The 19,479-nt window shown below is 47.0% G+C and carries 20 protein-coding genes and 2 tRNA genes; 12 read left to right on the top strand and 10 right to left on the bottom strand.

Translation table 11 applies throughout. The features are described 5' to 3' along the window. Positions 1-37: 37 nt before the first annotated feature. Genes DK846_RS08495 through DK846_RS08485 form a run of 3 tightly spaced genes read left to right on the top strand, consistent with a single transcriptional unit; the run spans position 38 to position 2,801 of the window. Positions 38-1,207, top strand: a complete 1,170-nt coding sequence (locus tag DK846_RS08495; RefSeq protein ID WP_109968510.1) for a redox-regulated ATPase YchF — start codon at positions 38-40, stop codon at positions 1,205-1,207. Positions 1,208-1,251: 44 nt separating this feature from the next. Beyond that, positions 1,252-1,572, top strand: a complete 321-nt coding sequence (locus tag DK846_RS08490; RefSeq protein WP_109968509.1) for a hypothetical protein — start codon at positions 1,252-1,254, stop codon at positions 1,570-1,572. Positions 1,573-1,622: 50 nt separating this feature from the next. After that, positions 1,623-2,801: a nucleotidyltransferase family protein gene (locus DK846_RS08485; protein WP_109968508.1), complete on the top strand. Its 1,179-nt coding sequence runs from the start codon at positions 1,623-1,625 to the stop codon at positions 2,799-2,801. On the opposite strand, the gene DK846_RS08480 is transcribed toward DK846_RS08485, so the two are convergent. After that, complete coding sequence (locus DK846_RS08480; RefSeq protein ID WP_109968507.1) at positions 2,798-3,622, bottom strand: CBS domain-containing protein; 825 nt, start codon at positions 3,620-3,622, stop codon at positions 2,798-2,800. The genes DK846_RS08485 and DK846_RS08480 overlap by 4 nt on opposite strands. 158 nt (positions 3,623-3,780) lie before the next feature. Here DK846_RS08480 and DK846_RS08475 point away from each other — a divergent pair, with 158 nt between their 5' ends. Continuing rightward, positions 3,781-4,488 (top strand): peptidylprolyl isomerase, encoded by a 708-nt coding sequence (locus DK846_RS08475; RefSeq protein ID WP_146201182.1) that lies wholly within the window; start codon positions 3,781-3,783, stop codon positions 4,486-4,488. A 5-nt stretch (positions 4,489-4,493) separates the two neighbouring features. On the opposite strand, the gene DK846_RS08470 is transcribed toward DK846_RS08475, so the two are convergent. Continuing rightward, positions 4,494-5,060, bottom strand: coding sequence for an HVO_0476 family zinc finger protein (locus tag DK846_RS08470; RefSeq protein ID WP_109968822.1), 567 nt, complete (start codon positions 5,058-5,060; stop codon positions 4,494-4,496). Between the two features lie 45 nt (positions 5,061-5,105). Here DK846_RS08470 and DK846_RS08465 point away from each other — a divergent pair, with 45 nt between their 5' ends. Beyond that, a complete protein-coding gene (locus tag DK846_RS08465; RefSeq protein ID WP_109968505.1) occupies positions 5,106-5,597 on the top strand; it encodes a DUF371 domain-containing protein in 492 nt (163 codons plus the stop codon). Between the two features lie 65 nt (positions 5,598-5,662). After that, positions 5,663-5,842, top strand: coding sequence for a hypothetical protein (locus DK846_RS08460; RefSeq protein ID WP_109968821.1), 180 nt, complete (start codon positions 5,663-5,665; stop codon positions 5,840-5,842). 48 nt (positions 5,843-5,890) lie between these two features. On the opposite strand, the gene DK846_RS08455 is transcribed toward DK846_RS08460, so the two are convergent. The 5 genes from DK846_RS08455 to ppsA are packed head-to-tail and all read right to left on the bottom strand — an operon-like array spanning position 5,891 to position 11,346. After that, positions 5,891-6,505 carry an METTL5 family protein gene (locus DK846_RS08455; RefSeq protein WP_109968504.1) on the bottom strand — a complete coding sequence of 205 codons (615 nt, stop codon included), beginning with the start codon at positions 6,503-6,505 and terminating at the stop codon, positions 5,891-5,893. Continuing rightward, a complete protein-coding gene (gene dph2, locus DK846_RS08450) occupies positions 6,502-7,443 on the bottom strand; it encodes a diphthamide biosynthesis enzyme Dph2 (RefSeq protein WP_109968503.1) in 942 nt (313 codons plus the stop codon). The genes DK846_RS08455 and dph2 overlap by 4 nt, the downstream gene beginning before the upstream one ends. After that, complete coding sequence (gene hpt, locus DK846_RS08445) at positions 7,427-7,975, bottom strand: hypoxanthine/guanine phosphoribosyltransferase (protein ID WP_109968502.1); 549 nt, start codon at positions 7,973-7,975, stop codon at positions 7,427-7,429. The genes dph2 and hpt overlap by 17 nt, the downstream gene beginning before the upstream one ends. After that, positions 7,956-9,065 (bottom strand): tyrosine decarboxylase MfnA, encoded by a 1,110-nt coding sequence (gene mfnA / locus DK846_RS08440; RefSeq protein WP_109968501.1) that lies wholly within the window; start codon positions 9,063-9,065, stop codon positions 7,956-7,958. The genes hpt and mfnA overlap by 20 nt, the downstream gene beginning before the upstream one ends. Next, complete coding sequence (gene ppsA / locus DK846_RS08435) at positions 9,055-11,346, bottom strand: phosphoenolpyruvate synthase (protein ID WP_109968500.1); 2,292 nt, start codon at positions 11,344-11,346, stop codon at positions 9,055-9,057. The genes mfnA and ppsA overlap by 11 nt, the downstream gene beginning before the upstream one ends. 149 nt (positions 11,347-11,495) lie before the next feature. Between ppsA and DK846_RS08430 the strand changes: the two genes are divergently transcribed. From DK846_RS08430 to DK846_RS08405, 6 genes are all read left to right on the top strand, one after another. Continuing rightward, positions 11,496-11,601, top strand: a tRNA-Tyr gene (locus tag DK846_RS08430). 11 nt (positions 11,602-11,612) lie between these two features. Beyond that, positions 11,613-11,685 (top strand) — tRNA-Asp (locus tag DK846_RS08425). A 78-nt stretch (positions 11,686-11,763) separates the two neighbouring features. Next, positions 11,764-12,603 (top strand): hypothetical protein, encoded by an 840-nt coding sequence (locus DK846_RS08420; protein ID WP_109968499.1) that lies wholly within the window; start codon positions 11,764-11,766, stop codon positions 12,601-12,603. A gap of 63 nt (positions 12,604-12,666) precedes the next feature. Continuing rightward, entirely contained in the window at positions 12,667-13,095 is a 429-nt protein-coding gene (locus DK846_RS08415; RefSeq protein ID WP_109968498.1) for a hypothetical protein, read from the top strand. A 47-nt stretch (positions 13,096-13,142) separates the two neighbouring features. Next, a complete protein-coding gene (locus DK846_RS18155) occupies positions 13,143-13,781 on the top strand; it encodes a PKD domain-containing protein (protein WP_281269823.1) in 639 nt (212 codons plus the stop codon). 76 nt (positions 13,782-13,857) lie between these two features. Beyond that, positions 13,858-15,777: a tetratricopeptide repeat protein gene (locus DK846_RS08405; RefSeq protein WP_146201181.1), complete on the top strand. Its 1,920-nt coding sequence runs from the start codon at positions 13,858-13,860 to the stop codon at positions 15,775-15,777. Between the two features lie 29 nt (positions 15,778-15,806). Here DK846_RS08405 and thiL read toward each other — a convergent pair whose 3' ends face one another. From thiL to DK846_RS08390, 3 genes are read right to left on the bottom strand one after another with little or no spacing between them, the layout of a single operon-like run. Beyond that, positions 15,807-16,673, bottom strand: coding sequence for a thiamine-phosphate kinase (gene thiL / locus DK846_RS08400; protein ID WP_109968495.1), 867 nt, complete (start codon positions 16,671-16,673; stop codon positions 15,807-15,809). Further along, positions 16,666-18,615 carry a DUF460 domain-containing protein gene (locus tag DK846_RS08395; protein WP_109968494.1) on the bottom strand — a complete coding sequence of 650 codons (1,950 nt, stop codon included), beginning with the start codon at positions 18,613-18,615 and terminating at the stop codon, positions 16,666-16,668. The genes thiL and DK846_RS08395 overlap by 8 nt, the downstream gene beginning before the upstream one ends. Then, a complete protein-coding gene (locus DK846_RS08390; RefSeq protein WP_109968493.1) occupies positions 18,612-19,469 on the bottom strand; it encodes a serine/threonine-protein kinase RIO2 in 858 nt (285 codons plus the stop codon). Before DK846_RS08390 ends, DK846_RS08395 begins: the two co-directional genes overlap by 4 nt. Positions 19,470-19,479 lie beyond the last annotated feature (10 nt).

Below are 19,479 nucleotides of genomic sequence, written 5' to 3'. Positions count from 1 at the left end.
CATATCGGTTAGACCGCATAGGTTTAAGGTACGAGCTATGATCACCCTTGCACTGGCAGGCAAACCAAACTGCGGAAAATCAACCCTTTACCGGGCGGCTACGTTAGCGCCGGCTGAAATAGCAAACTATCCCTTCACCACAATAGATGCAAACCGGGGAGTCGCATACGTGCGGGTTCCCTGTCCCTGTACCTCTCTTGAGCACCGGTGTGGAGTCTGCGTTGACGGAATACGGTATGTTCCTGTTCACCTGATTGATGTTGCAGGGCTTGTTCCTGATGCATACACCGGAAAAGGGCTTGGCAATCAGTTCCTTGATCATCTGAGACAGGCTGATGCCATTATCAATGTCATTGACGCTAGTGGCGCAACGGATATTGAAGGGGCTCCCGACGATATTGGATCGCACGATCCACTTGAAGAGATCCCGATGCTTGAGACTGAAATGACGATGTGGCTTTTTGGGATTATCGAAAAGCACTGGTCAAAGATGCAGCGTCAGGCCCAGGTTAAAAATTACAATGTGTATGCAGGGCTTGCCGAATTGCTTGCAGGTCTCTCCATTAGGGAAGAGCATGTCGTTGATGCCGAACGCGAATCAGGGATAAATTTCAGATCTGCGCAGGCAGAAGATCTCCAGAAATTTGCACGAATTCTTCTGAAGTATTCAAAACCGATGATCCAGGCAGGCAACAAAGCAGATCAGGCTCCTGCAGAACTAATTGCCAAAGTAAAGGGCGCAGGCATCAGCCTCATCTCTGGCGCTGCTGAACTTGCCCTTCGCTCTGCTGCTGAACACAACCTAATCATCTATCATCCTGGTGATGAAGGATTCAGAATTCCTGATGGTGTGACACTCAACGCCGCCCAGCAGGAAGGTCTTGCCAAGATCCGTGGTTTCATGGAGATATATGGTGGTACCGGGGTGCAGCAGATGATCAACCGTGCTGTCTTTGAGCTTCTTGATCAGATCGTAGTCTACCCGGTTGAAGATGAGACCCATCTCACTGATGCAAAAGGGAGAGTGCTTCCTGATGCCTTCCTGATGAAAAAAGGTTCAACACCTCACGATCTGGCATATCAGGTTCATACTGATATTGGCAAGGGCTTCTTGTATGCCATTGACGCAAAAACAAAGATGAGAATCAAAGAGACCACTCTGCTCAAGGATGGAGACATTATCAAAATAGTGAGCACTGCGAAGTAACCTTCGCTACATTTTTATACTATCCGCAAGATAAATCCACAAACATGGGAGGTGAGATCTTTCAGGCTCAGGTTCTTCGGAATTTTTTTGATACTATTACTGGCACTGATCGAAATCTCACCAGGATCTATATGTGTGTTATCAGTCTGGCCCGGCTCAGGGGAGAGGATCCTGATACCCTCAGCCGGCTCGCTGAACAGATGAAACAGAGCAAAATAAAGAAAGAACTCTCGATTGATGTGCTCGATTACATGTGTGCAGTTGCATCAGAACTTGAAATAACGGCAGTTAAAACAGCCTTTGGTGTCAAGGATCTGAATGAAGTTGTGCAGGACTTTGACGGTATCAGCCTAGACACTCTTTAATCCTATTCTCCGAGTTCATATATTCGGGCAGGACGAATATTGGTACAAGCATGAAGGTCTGCATAATGTGCGGAGGCGAAGGGACACGTCTGCGTCCTCTCACTTTCGAACGCCCGAAGCCCTGTATTCCTATTGTTAATAAGCCCTCCATTGAACATCTGGTATCCCATCTCTCCAACCTTGGTTTCCATGACGTGGTCATAACGCTTGGGTATAAAGGGGATGCAATAGAGCAATCGCTTGGTGATGGTGCCCTACTCGGTGTCAGCATTACATACGTGTATGAGGAAAGCAAGCTTGGGACAGCAGGCAGTGTACATAACGCCAGGAAGTACCTTGGAGACAAACCATTTCTGGTCGTTGGGGGAGATCATGTTACCGATCTCAACCTCCTTGAGTTCTATCGGGAGCACCTGAAGAGTGCCGCCATCGTCACGATAGGTCTTATCAGTATCGATGAACCGTCTGAGTACGGTATTGCCGAGATCGATGTGGAGAATCGGATTCGCAGGTTCAGGGAGAAACCAGGGCCGGGAGAGATCTTTTCCAATCTTGCATCTACCGGCATGTACGTCTGTTCTCCTGAAATTTTTGAGTACATTCCAGACGGAGTAAAATTTGATTTTGCCAAGAATCTCTTCCCACTTTTGATGGAGAAGAACCTCCCGCTCAATGGATGGCTTGCCAGGGGGAACTGGTCTGATGTAGGAAGCCCTGCTTCGCTCAGGCAGGCTGAAAAGTGGAAATTGCAGGAGATGCGATACGCAAATATCAGCGGTGATCTTGACGTGAAGAACGCCAACATTCAGGGTCCTGTTGATTTTGGTAATTCGATCTACCTTGGAAACAATAGCAGGGTAATCGGCCCGGTTGTGATAGGCTCAGGAACCTCGATTGGTGATAATGTGCTTATCGGCCCGTATACTTCCATCGGCAAGAACTGTGTGATACGAAATAATGTCAGGCTCCTCTCGTCATCTATTTATAATCGGGTCGTTATCGGACAGGGTTCATCAGTATCAGGAACTATTGTTGATAACGAAACTATGATCGGGGATGGATGTAGCATTGAACACGGGTCAGTTATTGGACCACGCTGCGTGATCCGAAACCGGGTTACCGTTCATTCTAATACCCGGATCTGGCCAGATGTCGTTATCGCGGATGGCACTGTCGTTACCGAACATGTGCTCAACGATGAATACGATACCCGGTGCGAAGGCTCCTAATCTTCTTTTTCCCTGTTTTTGATCGGTTCTCCAACAACTATTGCCCCACCGAACCGGTGTGTTCCTGCTACAAGAGGATGACGGGCGTAATCCATAATCTGGATATCATCAACGGTCCTGAGTTTCATTGCTCGTGCGGTCCGCTCAAGCCCAAGTTCGAAATCCTCGGCGATCTCGATAAGGTAAGCCTCCAGGATCTTAATCCCGAGTCTTTTTGCTGCTACTGCACGGTGGTGTCCATCTACGAGAATATTTTGATCAGGTTTTTTTATCACTATGACCGGCTCTGCAAGTCCTTTCTTGATCTCGTATATTCTCCCCTCAAGTTCGTCCATATAAATCCGTGACTGGGTCGGGAGGAGCGTACTGACCATTACAGGTCCTTTTGAAAGATGTGGTTTGATGCCATGAAGTCGTTCGATGGTATCCATCAGTTTGTACACTTTGTCAGGTGAGACGTGCTCGATCTGTGATCTGACCACATCGGTGTTTGAGATAATCCCAAGAAGTTCGTTCTTCTCGTTCACCACCGGCAGTTTCTGAATCCCAGATCTGATGATAACACGTGCTACATCACCGATAGCCATCTCGGGATCTGCAACGATCAGATGCTGACTCATTATTTCCCTGACAGGTGTATCCGGATGGGCGAAGAGGAGGTCCCGGGCCGATATATACCCGATGACCACATTCCTGTCCACAATGGGAAAGCCGTCATGTGATGTGACCTTGATGGCATTAATCACATCACGCGCGGTCTGGTTCATATTGATGGTATCAACATCGGCGGTCATGTAGTCCCTGACCCGCTTCTTATCCATATTACTGGTAATTCAGTCTTTTCAGACTTCAAGACTTCGGTTCTTATAAGAAGTAAATACCATCACCACTTTTCCTTTCCATTTCCAGCGATCTTCGGGTTGATCTGCTCTGAAAAAGCAGTATTATGTTTATCTTATTGCAGGGTGACATAGTAAGGATGAAAGGATTCCGGCATAAGTCTGTGGAAAAAAAGGAGGAAGTAAACTGGACAAAATACGCAGTAGTTACTGCGTGTGTCCTGCTAGCAGTCTTCATGGTCTTTTCCATGCTCGGGATGTCCTGGCTCAATATCTTCAGCCAGGCAAAACCCGGGAACAGTGCGACTGTAGATTTTACAATTCGTGATGGGCAGAACCGCCCGGTCGTAACCACCGCATCCAATATCTATCTCCAGGCTCAAAACGCAGGCAATCTTGTCGTGATGAGTGACAAACTTCCGATCAGAGTCAATATTTCAGAAACGCGTGATCTGGTTCCTATCCAGGTTATGAATCCATCAAATAATGGAGGTCTTATTGACTTTGGGCTCTTCAGACCTGAACTTGATTCAATATCATATGGGCTTGTCGGGATGAAAGTTGGAGACACAAAGGCACTGCAGATTCCAGGTGCTACCCAAATGACCCGGACGATGTCTAGGGCCCAGTTTGCTAATATCACGGGAGAATCCTTTGCCAAAGCAAAAGTTGGATCCCAGGTTCCGATCGCATTCAGTGAGACACCGCAGATCGCAGTTGATAATGCAACTCCCTCCACATATCTGAGGACCTCAACGATCACCGATATGACTGATGAGAATGTTACAATCAACTACGGATATCCAACGATTGATATTACTCTTACCCAGTTGTCCACCTCATCATAAAGTGGTCAGATACGGTATGCATATATCCGTTTGATGGTGTTTGCAACCTCAAACTTTCCTCTTCTTTTGGTAACTGCCCCGTTTCTCATTCTGATGTGTCCGATACGAGACTTCACGCCTTTGATGACATATACATCACCGACAACGAACTTTTCGTCACCTTCACATCTTACATAGAGTGGAGTAGTATGCCATCCGTCGTGTACTGAAAAGCGTACTACAACCTGATCAATGACCCTGGTCCAGAGGGTGTCAATATTTTTTCCCAGAGATTTGTCAAGCCGCTTATCTCCTGACTCAATAGACATCACTTCAACACCGGTGCCTTCTCCGTCGTCAGACTCGGCGATAAGGAAATCACCAACTGCAACCTCTTCATCCTCTGCAATCTCACATCTGCAGACTGATGATGCTCCTTCATTGCTCACAATAGCCTTTATCTGTAGTAATGCAGGTTCCTTTTGCACAGGGATGCGTGAAACCGTCCCACATGTAGTGCACTTGATCACCTGGTTTGTGGTCCTGCTCAAAACGTCATGCTCGGTCTCTTCGTCGCATGTGGTGCAGAACATATCAATCTGATCCATTCATTATCAATGGAAGATATCTCTGTATAAATGCCAAGGGCAGTGGAGCAGTTCTCAGCATTCGGACACCCTGAAGTGACTGCAACTCACAGAACCACCTTCGAGATAACTGCAGAACAGCACCTCTCATCGTCAGGAAACTGTATCATTGCCGTGCGCTCTGAAAAAGGGGCAGTTGATCTCTCTGATCAATTCAGGGAACTCATACGCTCTCCTGGGTGTAGGCTCATAACCGAACTTCGATGTAGAGACGTTGAGGTGACTGTTACCTCTTCTGGCTCTCCCAATCTCCTGCTTGACCATCAGACAGATATGGTCTGGCGGAGGTCGTCATTTACCTGTGGGCGTACCATCGGTCTGTATAGTGATTATACAGCAGGGATGCTTCCCCGTGAACTGATCACCCTTTTGAAACTGGGTGAACGGCTTGATATCACCCTCATTGCAGAATTGGATCCTTATCCTAATGAAAACCCTGAACCATGCATACTACCCGGCCTGAATCTCCTGATTAAAGAATAATTGCAGGTGAATTTTATTAGGATTCAGTAATCAATATGTATTCTGAAAACAGGAGGATATTTAATATGGACAAAATGGGACTCGGTATGCTTATTGTCGGGATAGTTCTGATTCTTGGAGGTGCGTACGGCATCTGGTTCTTCCTCCCAGATGTTATCAATGTAGTCAAGGGTGCAATAGGCATTGTAGCCCTCCTTGCAGGAATTATGTTTGCAGGGATTGGTTTCATCCTGGTTAAGGATTGAATCTGCAGATATTCCTTTTTTATAATTTGTATCTATCAGGCTGAAATATCAGGTCCTTCGTTTTAAAACTAGAATTTCAACCGGGACATCACGTTTGTCTTCGGTATGAAAAAAGAAGGTCCTGGGGATGGCGAACTCTGCAGCGATTACACCGGCAATCTCTGCCCGGTCTGCGATATATTGCCGAATGAACTGTTCTGATCCAGCATTGAAGATCCCATACACAACCTCTGCACGTGAGAGTGCGAGATCTATGAAAGGCCTGTCAGCATGCTGTACTTGAGCCCCGAAAGGAGGGTTCATGATTACAGTATCTGCCCCCGGAACCTTATCCCAGGTCACGGGGTTTGAAAGGTCAGCATCAATAAACGAGATCTTGGTTTTGAGTTTATTTGCGTTCTCTTCAGCAATTCTGGTTGCCTCCTGATCGATCTCAACTCCTACCACTTCACCTGCCCCAAGCAACGCTGCTCCAATCCCGAGGATTCCGGTACCTGATCCAAGTTCAAGTACACGCAGGTCAGAAATATCACCGGCAAGAAACGCGGTATAGAGAAGGCGTGCAGCAAGCGGGGCAGGAGTCTGGTATTGTTCTCGTTCAGGGAGGGGGTGTGAAAAACCTGTGACCTGTTCAAGAAGTATCTCGAGTTTACGAAGTTTCATTTTATCTCGTCTACCTCGTAGTCCTCAAATTTCCTGATACCACAGAGAATTTCAAACTCCTGTGGGGTGAGTACAGGGACCGGCCATCTGACCTGATCATCATAGGCAAGCCTCGGACAGGCTGTGTTCACGTAACAGGGGAGACCAAGGTTAAGCAGTTGATCTGGCGTCACCTCCCGCAGTTGGATAAGGATTGCTTTTGGAGAGAGGGATGCGAGTTCTGTGGCCAGTTCCCTGCGTGCCTGACCACTCTTTGGTGAAACAATAATCCCTATCTGCTCAGCCTGTTTTACCTTCTCGATTAGGGCATATCGTCTTCGGAGCAGACGCTCACCGTTTACTTCCTCTATCTTTTTAGTGTATGGATCACAGGCGATCACCTTAGCTCCGGTTGCTATCTGAACACCAAGTGGGTGGAACACCCCGGTTCCAATGTAGAGAATCTCTGACTCTCCTGTTCTTCGCGCCACCTCGAATGAACATCCGAGAATCTGGCCTGCATAGGGAGTCCGGTCGGAGCCCTCTCCAACAGTAACTGATATCCCGGCCTCGTCGAGAACACGAGAGACTTCAGGGATTAGGTGGACATGCTGCACTGTTGTAACAAGACCGATTCTGTTTTTTGTGAAATAGGGGACTGCATTCAAAACGACTTCAGGATCAAAATCCATTCTGAAGATATCGTAGAGAATCCGTTCTGTCTTGTCAACTGGCGCATGACCAAGGTGAATTAATAGATCTGCATCTTTAAGCAGGTCAATATCAAGGTCGCAGGCACCATAGCAGGGATCACCACTTACAAGAACAGTAAACCCGGCAGATTTCAGGTCTTGGGCAAGTTCAGAAAGACGACGTTTAAGCCCCTCGGGTGCCTGGAGGGCAACCTTCTTTGCCCCCCGTTGTTTCAGTTCTGAAATCAGATCAAAGCTGGCGATCAACGATCTTCACCGTGTCTTCCACTTCGATTGCAACGAGATAGTGGTAAGGCATGGAGATATCCGGAGTTCCCTTCTTAATTGCAAAACAGATCCCGGCTACTTCAACCCCCATCTCATTGAGCGTATGAAGGATGCCATTTATGGTCCCTCCCGTACTGATTACATCATCCACGATGACAACCCGGTCTCCTGGTGACAGGCCATTGATGAACATCTTCCCTTTTGAGTACCCGGTCTGCTGCATAACTTCCTGCTCACCAGGAAGGCCATAACTGCGTTTTCGGATTATATTTACCGGAATATCAGTCATCAGTGAGATTGCGGTTCCAATTGGAATTGCCATCGCCTCTGCTGCCACGATGTACTGCACATCGCGCAGATCCAAAAAATGTATCATCCCGACTGCAACTTCTCTGAGTACTACCGGGTCTATTTTGGGAATACCATCGGTGATTGGATGAACAAAGTAATTGTACTCTCCCTTTTTTACAATCGGGCATGTTTCAAGTGATTTAATTAGATGATCGATCATGGAATTCTCCAAATTCTGAAAGGAACTTCTCAATCACATCCCGATGAACATGGGGCATACATACGATACGCAAATCCCCGCTTCTGGTATAGGATACTGCCCAGGGTTCAGGAACTTCTGTGTGCTCGAAAGTTGCAACGTTTACATCAGGAGTTATCTTCCTCTTGACCCCGTATGCTTCCATTCCCTCAGTGAGCCTCCTTGTGTTCTCCATACAACCGGCAACAATCGCTTCCATCCCGTCTTTTCCAAAATGGGCAAGAACAGCATATGCTCCTGCAACAGAAGCTCCTGGCCTGGTTCCGCTCAGGCTGTAACTCTGCTTAACTGTGAGATATGGTGTGTCCACCAGAAGGTTACAGAAACAGGCCTCATCCCTTACCATTAGTACACCGGAGGGGATAGTACTCATTCCCATTTTATGAGGATCTACTGAGATCGATCCGACACCACTGACCTTGAAATCAAACTGTGGTGCGTCCTTCAGAAATGGGAGAACAAGTCCGCCAAATGCAGCATCAACATGCAGGTGTATATCCTCCTCCTCAGCAAGTTTTCCAAGTGCCGGGATGGGATCAGTCATACCATACTCTGTTGTTCCTGCAATTCCTATGAGGCAGCAGGTATCTTTATCTACGAGTTCAGCGGTCTTTGGAATATCCATCCTGTACTGCCCGTCTAGAGGAGCAACCCGCATCTCAATGCCCATCATCCTGCAGGCTTTTTCAAAAGAAAAATGGGCTGATGCCGGCACAATGATGTTGGGGTGGTCAGACTTCTTTGCAGCCTTGGTAAACCTGAGTACCTGGATATTGGATTCTGTCCCGCCTGATGTAGAACAGCCACCGGCATCAGGTGCATGGTAGAGATCTCCAAACCAGCGGATCAGGAGTTCATCGACATGGGCTGTGCCGGGGAAAAGACCCGGGTCTCCAAGATTCGTCTCCATGAAGAGATTGTGCGCACGAACCGCAACCTGGTGGGGTGGAGTACACATTGAAGAGAGGATGTGATCCCAGCAGATGTCCCTACGGCGGCACTCTTCAAGAAAACAGAAGAGGGATTCTGATGAGATACCATCAGAGACCATAGTTCTTTCGTGCACCCTCAAGAATAATGCGCTGCTCGGTGCGGGCGACTGTCTCGCGGATCTTTGCTATTGCATCAATGTTGGATGAGACGCTGGTGATCCCGTGTTGGACAAGCCAGGTGACCATATCAGGTTCACTGCCTGCCTGTCCACAGATTGAGACCTCAACTCCCCCTTCGCGGCATGCTTTAATAGCCCGATCAATGAGTGCCAGTACTGCCGGGTGCTTTGGCCAGTACATATCAGTTACATTCTCATTGTTGCGGTCGATAGCGATGGTATACTGAATGAGATCGTTTGTGCCGAACGAAGCAAATTTAATCCCGGCTCTGACGAAATCTTCGATGATAACCGCACTTGCCGGGATCTCGATCATAATGCCGAGGTCTACATTCTCAACGTCCACCCCTGCACTCTTGAATTCTTCTTTTGCTTTGATGAATTCGTTCGGGTGGGATACCATCGGGAACATGATTCCAAGGTTGTCGTATCCGAGATCCCAGAGCCGCTTGAAGGTCTCGATCTGAAGTCTGAACTGTTTCGGACTCTGGAGATCACGCCTGATCCCTCTCCATCCAAGCATCGGGTTGTGCTCTATAGGCTCACTCTTCCCGCCCTGCATGTTCCTGAACTCATCGGTCGGTGCGTCCAGGGTCCTGACCCATACCGGTTTGCCGGGAAATGCATCCAGTACTACTTTGATCCCATTCAGAAGTTCCTGAATAAACTCCTCTTCCCGGTGATTATCGATAAACCAGTTAGGTGTTTTGTTAAGACCGAGAATGAGATGCTCAATTCTGAGCAAGCCAACTCCATCTGCACCGGTTGCTGCTGCTCGGGCAGCCGCCTCAGGCATTGAAACATTGACCTTGACTGATGTTGCAGTGATGATCTTTGAAGAACCCACTACGACCGGTGCAGCTGAACTGACTGCTTCCTGCTTTACTGTCTCGATAATACCATCATAGATGAGACCCTTCTCTCCATCCACCGTGACGATCTGTCCTTCTTTCAGCAATTGTGTTCCCGTTTTAGTGCCTACTACAGCGGGTGTTCCAAGTTCCCGGGAAACAATAGCTGCGTGACAGGTCATTCCTCCTTCATCAGTGACAATGGCAGAGACCTTTCTCATTGCAGGGACCATGTCAGGGTTGGTCATTCTGGTGACCATGATATCCCCATTATTTACTTTGCCGATGTCTTTGACATCGTACACAATGGCGACCTTGCCGCTTGCGATCCCTGGCGATGCGCCCTGACCCTGCAGAATTACTTTTTCAGCGCCACCAGATGTTGTTGCCTGTCCGTTCTTTTTAGCGCCCGATTTTATCGTTGTGATGGGTCTTGACTGGAGCACAAATATCTGATCTCCGACAATACCCCACTCCATATCCTGCGGAACGCCATAATGTTCTTCTGATACAATTCCGTATGTAGCGAGCCGTTTCACCTCATCATCAGAGAGGACCTGCATTTCCTGGCGGTCAGGCTTAATATCAAGAGTTTTTGTTCCGTACTCTCCATCAGCTACGATCTCGGTACGCTTTGTTGCAATGAATTTGTCAATAATCCGTTCCGTTCTCTGATCAAAGACATATTTATCTGGAGAAACTGAGCCTGAAACCACAGATTCACCAAGTCCCCATGATCCCTCGATGATTGTTAAGGATTCACCGGTAACCGGATGTGAGGTGAACATAACCCCTGCTTTCTCTGAAGGCACCAGGCGCTGCACAACTACTGCGATATTGACTGTGTGATGTTCGAAACCCTGCTTTGTCCGGTAGTATATCGCCCGTGCCCCGTAAAGAGAAGCCCAACAGACCTGAACTCCTTTGAGCAGGTTTTCAATCCCCTTAATATTGAGAACAGTCTCCTGTTGCCCGGCAAAGCTGGCATCAGGGAGATCTTCAGCAGTAGCACTGGATCGTGCAGCAACGATACTTCCTCCGCGTGACATCTTTTCATATGCCCGGGCTATAGCATCTTTTAGATCCGTGGGCATCGGTGAGTCATAGACAAGTTTTTTTGCTTTTTCAGCCGCCTCTTCAAGTAGATCATTGTTGTCTACGTCCAGGTCTTCAAGAAGTGCGTAGAGTTTATCTTCAAGATTGGTTGCAACCAGAAAACGGCGAAATGCCTGACTGGTTACCACAAATGCGGGAGGAACGGGGAGACCGATGGATGCCATCTCACCAAGAGATGCACCTTTGCCTCCGACTGATGGAATATCCTCCTTTCGTATCTCTTCAAGCCACAGAATATCAGGAATACCTGTCATGACACACCAAAATTACTCTATAGTATTCCTCTACAGTGCAGTAAAAGTGTTGCCTGATCTTTAAACAAAAAAACCTAAAACAAAAAATTGAAAAGATCTGCTGACCGGTATCTATTTATGTAATTTGTACTAATCTATTGAGGCAATATCCCGCCTTAACTCAGACTGGTAGAGTGCGCGGCTGTAGTATGGATTGCCGCTTGAGGTAACTGCGCAGCTACCGCGATGTCCCCGGTTCAAATCCGGGAGGCGGGATCCTTGTATTTGCCCAGATAGTGTAGTGGCCTATCATGTCGGCCTGTCACGCCGACGACTCGGATTCGAATTCCGATCTGGGCGTCTGTTTTTTTAATACCAGCATCTTATTAAACCGCTCTGGGAAAACTATACTCAGCATTTATTCCGGGGTTCATACCTATGACAAAACGCGGAACATTATATTTCGTTCTCATTCTGCTGATCCTTGCAGGTTCTCTGGTCACTGCAGACCGGCTCCCGAATGTGAGCAAGACTACCAATATGCAGGTTCCGGCTACCACGAACCTTCAACTAGTGGGTATGATGGATTCACAGACTCAGGTTCAGATTAATACCCGGAATTATAACGGGACTGACGCAGAAAGTCAGGGTTTTTTGTCTCCAGGGTCTGCCGAATCAAATCTGATCTATAAGAATGACATGATGACCAATGGTGGTTATCTGGCCCTCGCAAAAGACCAGACTTTTGATGAGGGAAACCAGAATAAGAAGGGATATAATGTTGATTCTGCGATAGTCTCAACCTATGCAACTGATCCTGACAAAGGGTCACGCATGAGTACTTCAGAGCAACTTACTCTCACAACCACTGGCAATTGGACTCCATTAAATCAGTCAATTCACAATCCGCTTGTCTCTCAAATTGTCGGTAAATATATTGGTGCATTTGAGAGTTCTTATGATGCAAAATCAGATGTGTCACTAACAACTGGTCAATTGGCAACTATTGCGCAGGGTCGATCCACTGGGTATGACGACACGGTGCCTGCAGCAGTTAAATATCAACTTGGAATTCATCCGGATACGTCAACCGGGCTGCCATACGCTCAGGGTAGTGCCGCAACCAACTTCGTAATAACGAATCGGGAAGGATATCAGAACACCTCGAATGAGTCGTCGACAAAGACCTTTGCTGATTCAACCAAGGTAAATGGTCTAATATTCAAGTTTGGAAAGGATTTCAGTGTTGAGTCCGGTCTTGAGGTTGGGGGTTCCTAAACTCCTCGTTTTCTTCTCTCTGAACAAACTATTTGGACTCATCCCCAACAATATTCCTTATAGATGAAAACCGAGTTTTTTGACAGGTATGGCATCCGGCTTCTCATGGTTCCTCTCCTGTCATTTTGCGTGTCATGTCCCATGGGAGCTGTAGTAACTCCTCCTTTTGACACCTCGGTCAGTGCTTCATCGTCTGTCGCAAATATTCAGAATGTTGCGTATGAGTCACATCTGGGATCAACCCTGATAGGTGAGGATGAGAATGTTCCTGCTGCGGTGAAGTATTCAGTCAGTATAACCGGTGCCAACCGGACTGATGGTCAGGGGGCTGAAGGTATTGCTAAAACCAGGTTTGTTGTATCAGTCCTTGAGGGAAGAGATACTGATTTGAATGCGTCATCTGAACATGTATGGCGGGATAACACTGAAGTCGCAGGCACTATCAGAAATCTCATGAAAAATTTTGAGTATAAATCAGGTATGCGGATTTAGGGAGTGATTTAGTGGCTAAATTCTGGGCTGTTTGCCTAATGGTGATAATGATGGCAGTTCCTGGTAGTGTTCTGGCATATGAGTTCAAGGCAAGTGAACTAGGAAATCCTGATGGATTTATATGTCATCCAGACTGGGAATATTTCAGTGCGAGTGAGATGGCATCGAATTTTACTGCAGATCGAGTTAAAGGTGATGCCCCGTTTACTGTGCAGTTCTTTGATACATCATATGGTGATCCAGAATTCTGGTCCTGGGACTTTGGTGATGGGAATACGTCAGATGAGCAGAATCCAGTTCATACGTACCTTCTCTCCGGCTCATACGATGTTGCACTGAAGATTGGTACATCATATAATTATGAGACTTCAATGGCCACCTACAACAACACCAGTCTTGGTCAGTTTACTGATATGAAATGGTCAAGTACAGCTCGGGAACTCAATTTCATCAATGTTTCTCCCGAAGGTTCTGGAACAGATCAACCAATTCCTGACAACTATTACCCTGAACCAAGGAAAGGCGTCGTACTTCCTTCAGGAGATATTGGTGTTGTGGGAAGTGCGCAGTATGATGGAGCAACCATCACAATGACTCCGAGCACTCAAAAAGGGTATACCGACACTCTGAATATTAACGGAGCCTACAAACTCACGAAGTATACCCCCTATAATAATGCATATTAACTTTTTTTCTGACTGAACGGGTGATCATATATCTTTTGAACTATTGAACAATTCAGGGCGAGAACCGTATGGGAACTTGGCTACACCGCTATTTACTGGGGTTTCTATCCTCAGTATTCTGCTTTGTGTTTTGAGTGCCGGTTGTATCACTGACAAACCGGTGAATGTAACCCATGTCCAGGAGAGTTTGAGTAATGCAGGACAAAATGCTTCAATATCAGGTGATGATTCCAAGGCCATTGCACTGATTGATGCAGCTCTCAGTCTGAATAGCACAAATCCTGATCTCTGGCTACGTTCTGGTGATCTCCTGGTAAAAGCCGGGGAGCATAATGAAGCTCTGGAAGCCTATGATCAGGTACTTGCCCTGGATCCTGTCAATTCTTCAGCACGGACAAATCGTGGTCAGATTCTGATTGAATCTGGAGATCCTGGAAATGGGAGTGCAGAACTTAAAAAGGTCATAAGGGAAGACCCTGGATATCTTCCTGCCTACACTGGCCTTGCCGAGTTCTATGCCGGACAAAAACAGTATAGCGAGGCATTAGATCTGTATAATAATGTAACCAACCTCTCTCCCAACAGCTCACGATACTGGGTTAGAAAAGCTGAAATTTACATGAATATAAGCCGGTATAATGATGCAGCAAAAGCATATGACCGTGCCTTGATAGAAAACAGAAGTGATGCTGATTCCTGGCGTGCTCTTGGCGATCTGCTCAAATCCTCAAAACGATATTCAGAAGCAGCAGTTGCATATGGACAACTGAATGTACTCAACCCTGGAAACCTGTCAGATCAGAAGACCGAAGCTGACCTTTTGGCAAAAGGTCTCAAACTTGAGAAGGCGATTGCAGCGTACAACACACTGTACCAGAAAAACCCCGATGATCTGGAAATTCTTCTGGCATACAGCCGAATCCTGAATTCAGTGGGTGAATTTGGTGAATCCCTCAATATTTCCCAGAAGGCACTCAAAATAGATAATAACTCAGCAGATGCATGGTCAAGTATCGGTTTTTCGTATGCGAATCAGCAGAAGTTTAATGAGTCTCTTTCAGCGTTCAACCGGTCATTAACTCTTAATCCAGCCAACGATGCGACCCATTCGAACATTGGATTCCTGCTGTTGCAGGAGAAACAGTATGATAAAGCACTATTCGAGTTTGAAAATGCCACTCGCATGAACCCTGATGATTCATCGTCTTGGACTTACATGGCAAAGACCAAGAAAGAACTGGGAGACTTTAAGGGTTCAGCAGAAGCAGGGAAGAAAGCTACAGCGCTGAACCCAACTTCCCCTGATGCCTGGTACATCCTTGGGGATGCATCTTTCTGGAACAAGGATTACGATACTGCAGAATCAGCATTTAGAAAAACGCTGAACCTTTCTCCATCTTATAATGCTGCATGGCAGGGCTTCATCGAGACACTTCGAAAAGTTAACCGGGCTGATGAGTCTCTTCATTTTTACGATAACTTATTAGAGAAAGATCCCAACAACACCCTCGCCTGGATGAACATCGGATATGCTGCCGACAGGGCACAAAAATTTGACATATCAGAGAAAGCCTATAAAAAAGTCACGGAGATTAATCCGAATATGACTGATGCATGGCTCAGCCTTGCGTATGCATACTTCCAGCAGGGCTACCCCCTTGGTTCAATCCCTGCATATACACAGGCGATAAACCTCAGTCCAAACCTGAGTACCACCTATGTGAACAGGGGAGCTGCTTATCAGATGGTGGATCAGGACGACAAAGCAAAAGCAGACTTCAACAAATCCCTAGAGCTGGATCCTGATAACCATGATGCATTGTATGGCATGGGACGAATATTATACAAAGAAGGGAAGATTACCGAAGCTTTCCCATACTTCCAGAAGATCAATGAGCAACTATACATCTCCCGGATTTATGATAATCTCTACCAGGGCTATACCCGTTTCTCCAATAATTATCATTACTGGCGGTACACCTACCAGTGGACATAGGTCCTGATCAGTATGAATCCTTTTTTTTCTTAATGATTCCAGTTGTGGCGATATCCTTCAGCAGGGAGCAGATTTCCGTCAAGTAGTATCTCCTGCTTTTCTGTCACCGCTCCGATTATTGATGTTCCTTTGGGGAGGATTTGCCTGTCTATGGAGGATATTGTGAATAACAGTTCAAAATCCCCACCACCAAAGAGTGCCATCATGAGTGCTTCATCTGGTTTGTAATCTGGGAGGCACGGGATCTCTGAGCGGGATAACTCACAACCGACTCCTGATGCTTTCATTATGTCATGAACAGAGATAGCGAGACCATCACTGATATCCATCATGGATGTGGCACCAGCCTGTCGGATGGCGATTCCTTCAAGTACCCGTGGTGATGGTTCGCAGAGATCTCTCCAGTATCTCCTGTCACCTTTTAGCCCTGCCATTGCACGTCCCTGGATCCCTGTAACTCCAACTAGATCTCCTGGTCTTGCTCCTGATCTCCTCACTGGTTTCCCATCTGTCACAACACCGATACCGGTGGAGACAAGGGTAAGCTCTGTATGAGCATCGAGGTCTCCTCCGACATACTGAGATCCAAATTTCAGGCAGCATTCCTGAGCCCCATGTATGATGTCATTGAGCCTGTCTTCACGATCAAGACCGATAGCGAGGGTGAGATACTTTGGTAAAGCCCCCATGGATGCGAGATCACTTATGGTGACAGCGATTGCCATCCACCCGATCTGCCAGTTTGTCATCCCTGAAGGGAAGTCTGTTGTTTCATGAAGCATATCTGTGGAAACAACCGGTATTCCTTTAATTTCGGGCAATACTGCACAATCATCACTACATGCCTCACCGCCTAGTACCGGGCAGATGATATCAAGTAGTTCTCGATCATCCATTTCTTCTCACCTGTTTCTCTCTCTGGGCCTGGTACTCTTTGAAGATTCCATCGATCATGGCTTCACTCTGCTGTCTTCTAAATTCATCCAGACCGTCCTGCCAGATTTTCATAGCTTCATAAAGCTGGTCGGGGTCGCAGGATCCAAAATCACCTTTGATACTAACCGGCACTGATGCTCCGGGAATAACCGGGAGTTCCTCAGCATAGGAGAGATCAAGCAATTCTTCCGGGATTGAACCGGTAGAACGTTCTCCTATAATGAGTGCACCTATACCTGCCTGGCTCAGATCGTGAATATTGTTTTTTCCCCATATTCCCGGAGTTCTGACCTGCAGAATGTCACCACTTTTAAGGCCTATTCGTTCGTTTACCGATCTGATACTTTCACGAGAGAGATCAACGATTACCTTGACTGCCTGAAGATCTTCATTTGGACTACCATTCTCAACTTCTTTCATCCTCTTGAGCCGCTTGTGAAGTTTTTTATTATTTTTCTCCTCAAATCGCACTCTCTTTTTAAGATTCTCGATGATGAGATCCCTTCTGGCTATTTCAGGATTGACATTTATCTGACGGATTTTATGGGATTTAAGATTTTTATTCTCACCTTTTAGTTTCCGGTTCTCATCTTTGAGCCCTTCAATGTCCTTTTGGAGCTCACTTATCAAAGATCTGAGATCTTTTACCTGCCCGTCGAGAATCCTGACTCGTTCGTCTGATGAGTCGAGTGTTATATCAGGCTTTTTTGTCTTGATGGTCTGGCGATCTTCATGTAGTGTTCCAAGAATCTGCTCCAGAGACTGGCCCCTGATTATCCCGGCTTTGATCTCATCCAAGTCAACACCGGGAGGAACTCGTTTCAATATGCTTGTGAACTTGTGTTTCCAGAAGCGGGATGCCTCAATTGCTGCAGTCAGGGCATCGCGTTCATGGTCATTGCCATATCCGTACTTTCCAGCAAGTTCATACTTTGTCTCAACGCTGATATCCTGCCTGGGTATGTGTGCCACAGCCTGGAAGGCGCGTCGTATCTTTTCAACTGAGAAGGGCATCGGGGATACATCTGTAGCAATGATGATCGGCTTTCCAATTTCATAGAGAAATTCGATAACATCGCCCATGTTCATCTGACGGGAACTGTGAACCTTGATGAGTTCACCATTCAGGTCTAGGGCGGCTATCCCCACCGTTGTACCTGGATCAATCCCTACGATAAGATACCGGGGCTTCGTATTAAGTGGCCTGAACTGAATACGTTCAAGGCGTTTTCCAGATATTCTAACCTGGACATCCCCTCCTCTTGAGGTGGGGATCCGGACATCCTCGCGTTTCTCCCGAACGTGAAAGACCACCCGGGAGACTCCCCCGAATGCCTTGAACTCTTTCTTCCAGAAGTTTAGGCCTGCACTCTGCAGTTCGTGTTCTATATCCCTGGCATAGGTGAGCACATTTCCATGGATCTTTCGGGCATACCGGTTCTGGCTCCATCCTCCTTTTCCTGGTGACCGGTTCCGTGAGACAACAATTTCAGTCTCGTTCTCAAATGCTATCACCTCAACCCCGGCTCCCTGAGAGGCGACCAGTGCAATAGCCCGCGCCTCTGCGTAGGGGTCAAACCGGTTGAAGGTGATGTTGAACCTCGCTGCAACCTGGATAAGGCCGGTCTGCTTCTCTCCCCCGGTTACTGAAACAAACCTGGTCTGTGGGGGGAGTTGTTCGATAAACCGGTAGACATCCTGAGTATGTGGTGCCACTTCCTGAATGCTGTCAACAGCAAGGATTTCAGGCCGGTGCCGGTGTACGAGACGCATGAGTCTAAAAAGAGAGACACTCTCCTCACTGGTAACCTTCCCATCAAGGACAGTAACAAGAGCATATTTGGGAGCAATTGTCCGCGACCGGGTTGATCCCCTGATGATATCTATCCCGAAAACCTTCACCCGATCACGCTGCTTCTGAGTTCATCAGGATCAATCTTCATCTGGTACTTCCTCTGGAAAAACTGGCAGACGGTTCTGATATCATGATCAAGAATCTCTTCTGCGTTTGGATGATCTGGTGCCACCCACTGAGGCCAGTCGATGATAACTGGTTTCTCCCCGTCAGTCATGATATTATATTCTGATAAATCTCCATGGACAAACCCGAGTTTATACGCTTTTGTGATACCTTCAATGATCTCATCAAAGAATTTTCCAGGTTCGGCTAGTGTCACAACGTTAAGGTTTGCGCCAGCGATATGGGACATCACAACAACATTACGGTTCATCAGGAGGGGAACCGGTACAGAGACCGTCCGATGCAGGGTTGAGAGGGCGATATACTCCTGTTCGGCTGATAGGTGTGAGGCAAAGATCCAGGGGCAGTGTCCCTTGTCTGGAAGGAATCCCCTGGATCGCTGGACAGTCTTGAATGATCGCTGTCCGACCCGGTGAAACTTAAGAATGACCGGCCCGGTTCCGATCGCTTCATACACAAGCGACTCTTTTCCCTCACCAACGAGCGTTCCAAGTGCTGATATTGTTCCTTTTTTGGCGAGATGGTTGACTGCGAGCGTGTCATATCCGTTGTATAGTAGACAGTAACTAGGGTATGGAATCTGGGTGAATTTGATCATCCCTTTATCTACAAGTCTCCTGACCCTGTAATTCACCTCACTTGCAGAAAGCCTGGAGTTTTTTGTTAGTTCTTCGACCGGAACCCAGTCATATCTGCTCATGAGAAACTCAAGTGACTGGAGAACTCTGAGATCATACTTGTGAAGAGACCTGACATCGTCAGCCGAAAGATGCATTAGCTTATGG

This window comes from Methanospirillum lacunae, from assembly GCF_003173355.1.
GTDB lineage: Archaea > Halobacteriota > Methanomicrobia > Methanomicrobiales > Methanospirillaceae > Methanospirillum > Methanospirillum lacunae.
The sequence above is the reverse complement of the archived record's forward strand: the minus strand, read 5'-3'. Positions and strand labels throughout refer to the sequence as shown.

Excerpts from the sequence above, each read along its gene's own strand:
- DK846_RS08495 (WP_109968510.1), top strand. The coding sequence starts at position 38 with ATGATCACCCTTGCACTGGCAGGCAAACCAAACTGCGGAAAATCAACC.
- DK846_RS08490 (WP_109968509.1), top strand. The coding sequence starts at position 1,252 with ATGGGAGGTGAGATCTTTCAGGCTCAGGTTCTTCGGAATTTTTTTGAT.
- DK846_RS08485 (WP_109968508.1), top strand. The coding sequence starts at position 1,623 with ATGAAGGTCTGCATAATGTGCGGAGGCGAAGGGACACGTCTGCGTCCT.
- DK846_RS08480 (WP_109968507.1), bottom strand. The coding sequence starts at position 3,622 with ATGGATAAGAAGCGGGTCAGGGACTACATGACCGCCGATGTTGATACC.
- DK846_RS08475 (WP_146201182.1), top strand. The coding sequence starts at position 3,781 with ATGAAAGGATTCCGGCATAAGTCTGTGGAAAAAAAGGAGGAAGTAAAC.
- DK846_RS08470 (WP_109968822.1), bottom strand. The coding sequence starts at position 5,060 with ATGTTCTGCACCACATGCGACGAAGAGACCGAGCATGACGTTTTGAGC.
- DK846_RS08465 (WP_109968505.1), top strand. The coding sequence starts at position 5,106 with ATGCCAAGGGCAGTGGAGCAGTTCTCAGCATTCGGACACCCTGAAGTG.
- DK846_RS08460 (WP_109968821.1), top strand. The coding sequence starts at position 5,663 with ATGGACAAAATGGGACTCGGTATGCTTATTGTCGGGATAGTTCTGATT.
- DK846_RS08455 (WP_109968504.1), bottom strand. The coding sequence starts at position 6,505 with ATGAAACTTCGTAAACTCGAGATACTTCTTGAACAGGTCACAGGTTTT.
- hpt (WP_109968502.1), bottom strand. The coding sequence starts at position 7,975 with ATGATCGATCATCTAATTAAATCACTTGAAACATGCCCGATTGTAAAA.
- mfnA (WP_109968501.1), bottom strand. The coding sequence starts at position 9,065 with ATGGTCTCTGATGGTATCTCATCAGAATCCCTCTTCTGTTTTCTTGAA.
- ppsA (WP_109968500.1), bottom strand. The coding sequence starts at position 11,346 with ATGACAGGTATTCCTGATATTCTGTGGCTTGAAGAGATACGAAAGGAG.
- DK846_RS08420 (WP_109968499.1), top strand. The coding sequence starts at position 11,764 with ATGACAAAACGCGGAACATTATATTTCGTTCTCATTCTGCTGATCCTT.
- DK846_RS08415 (WP_109968498.1), top strand. The coding sequence starts at position 12,667 with ATGAAAACCGAGTTTTTTGACAGGTATGGCATCCGGCTTCTCATGGTT.
- DK846_RS18155 (WP_281269823.1), top strand. The coding sequence starts at position 13,143 with ATGATGGCAGTTCCTGGTAGTGTTCTGGCATATGAGTTCAAGGCAAGT.
- thiL (WP_109968495.1), bottom strand. The coding sequence starts at position 16,673 with ATGGATGATCGAGAACTACTTGATATCATCTGCCCGGTACTAGGCGGT.
- DK846_RS08390 (WP_109968493.1), bottom strand. The coding sequence starts at position 19,469 with ATGCATCTTTCGGCTGACGATGTCAGGTCTCTTCACAAGTATGATCTC.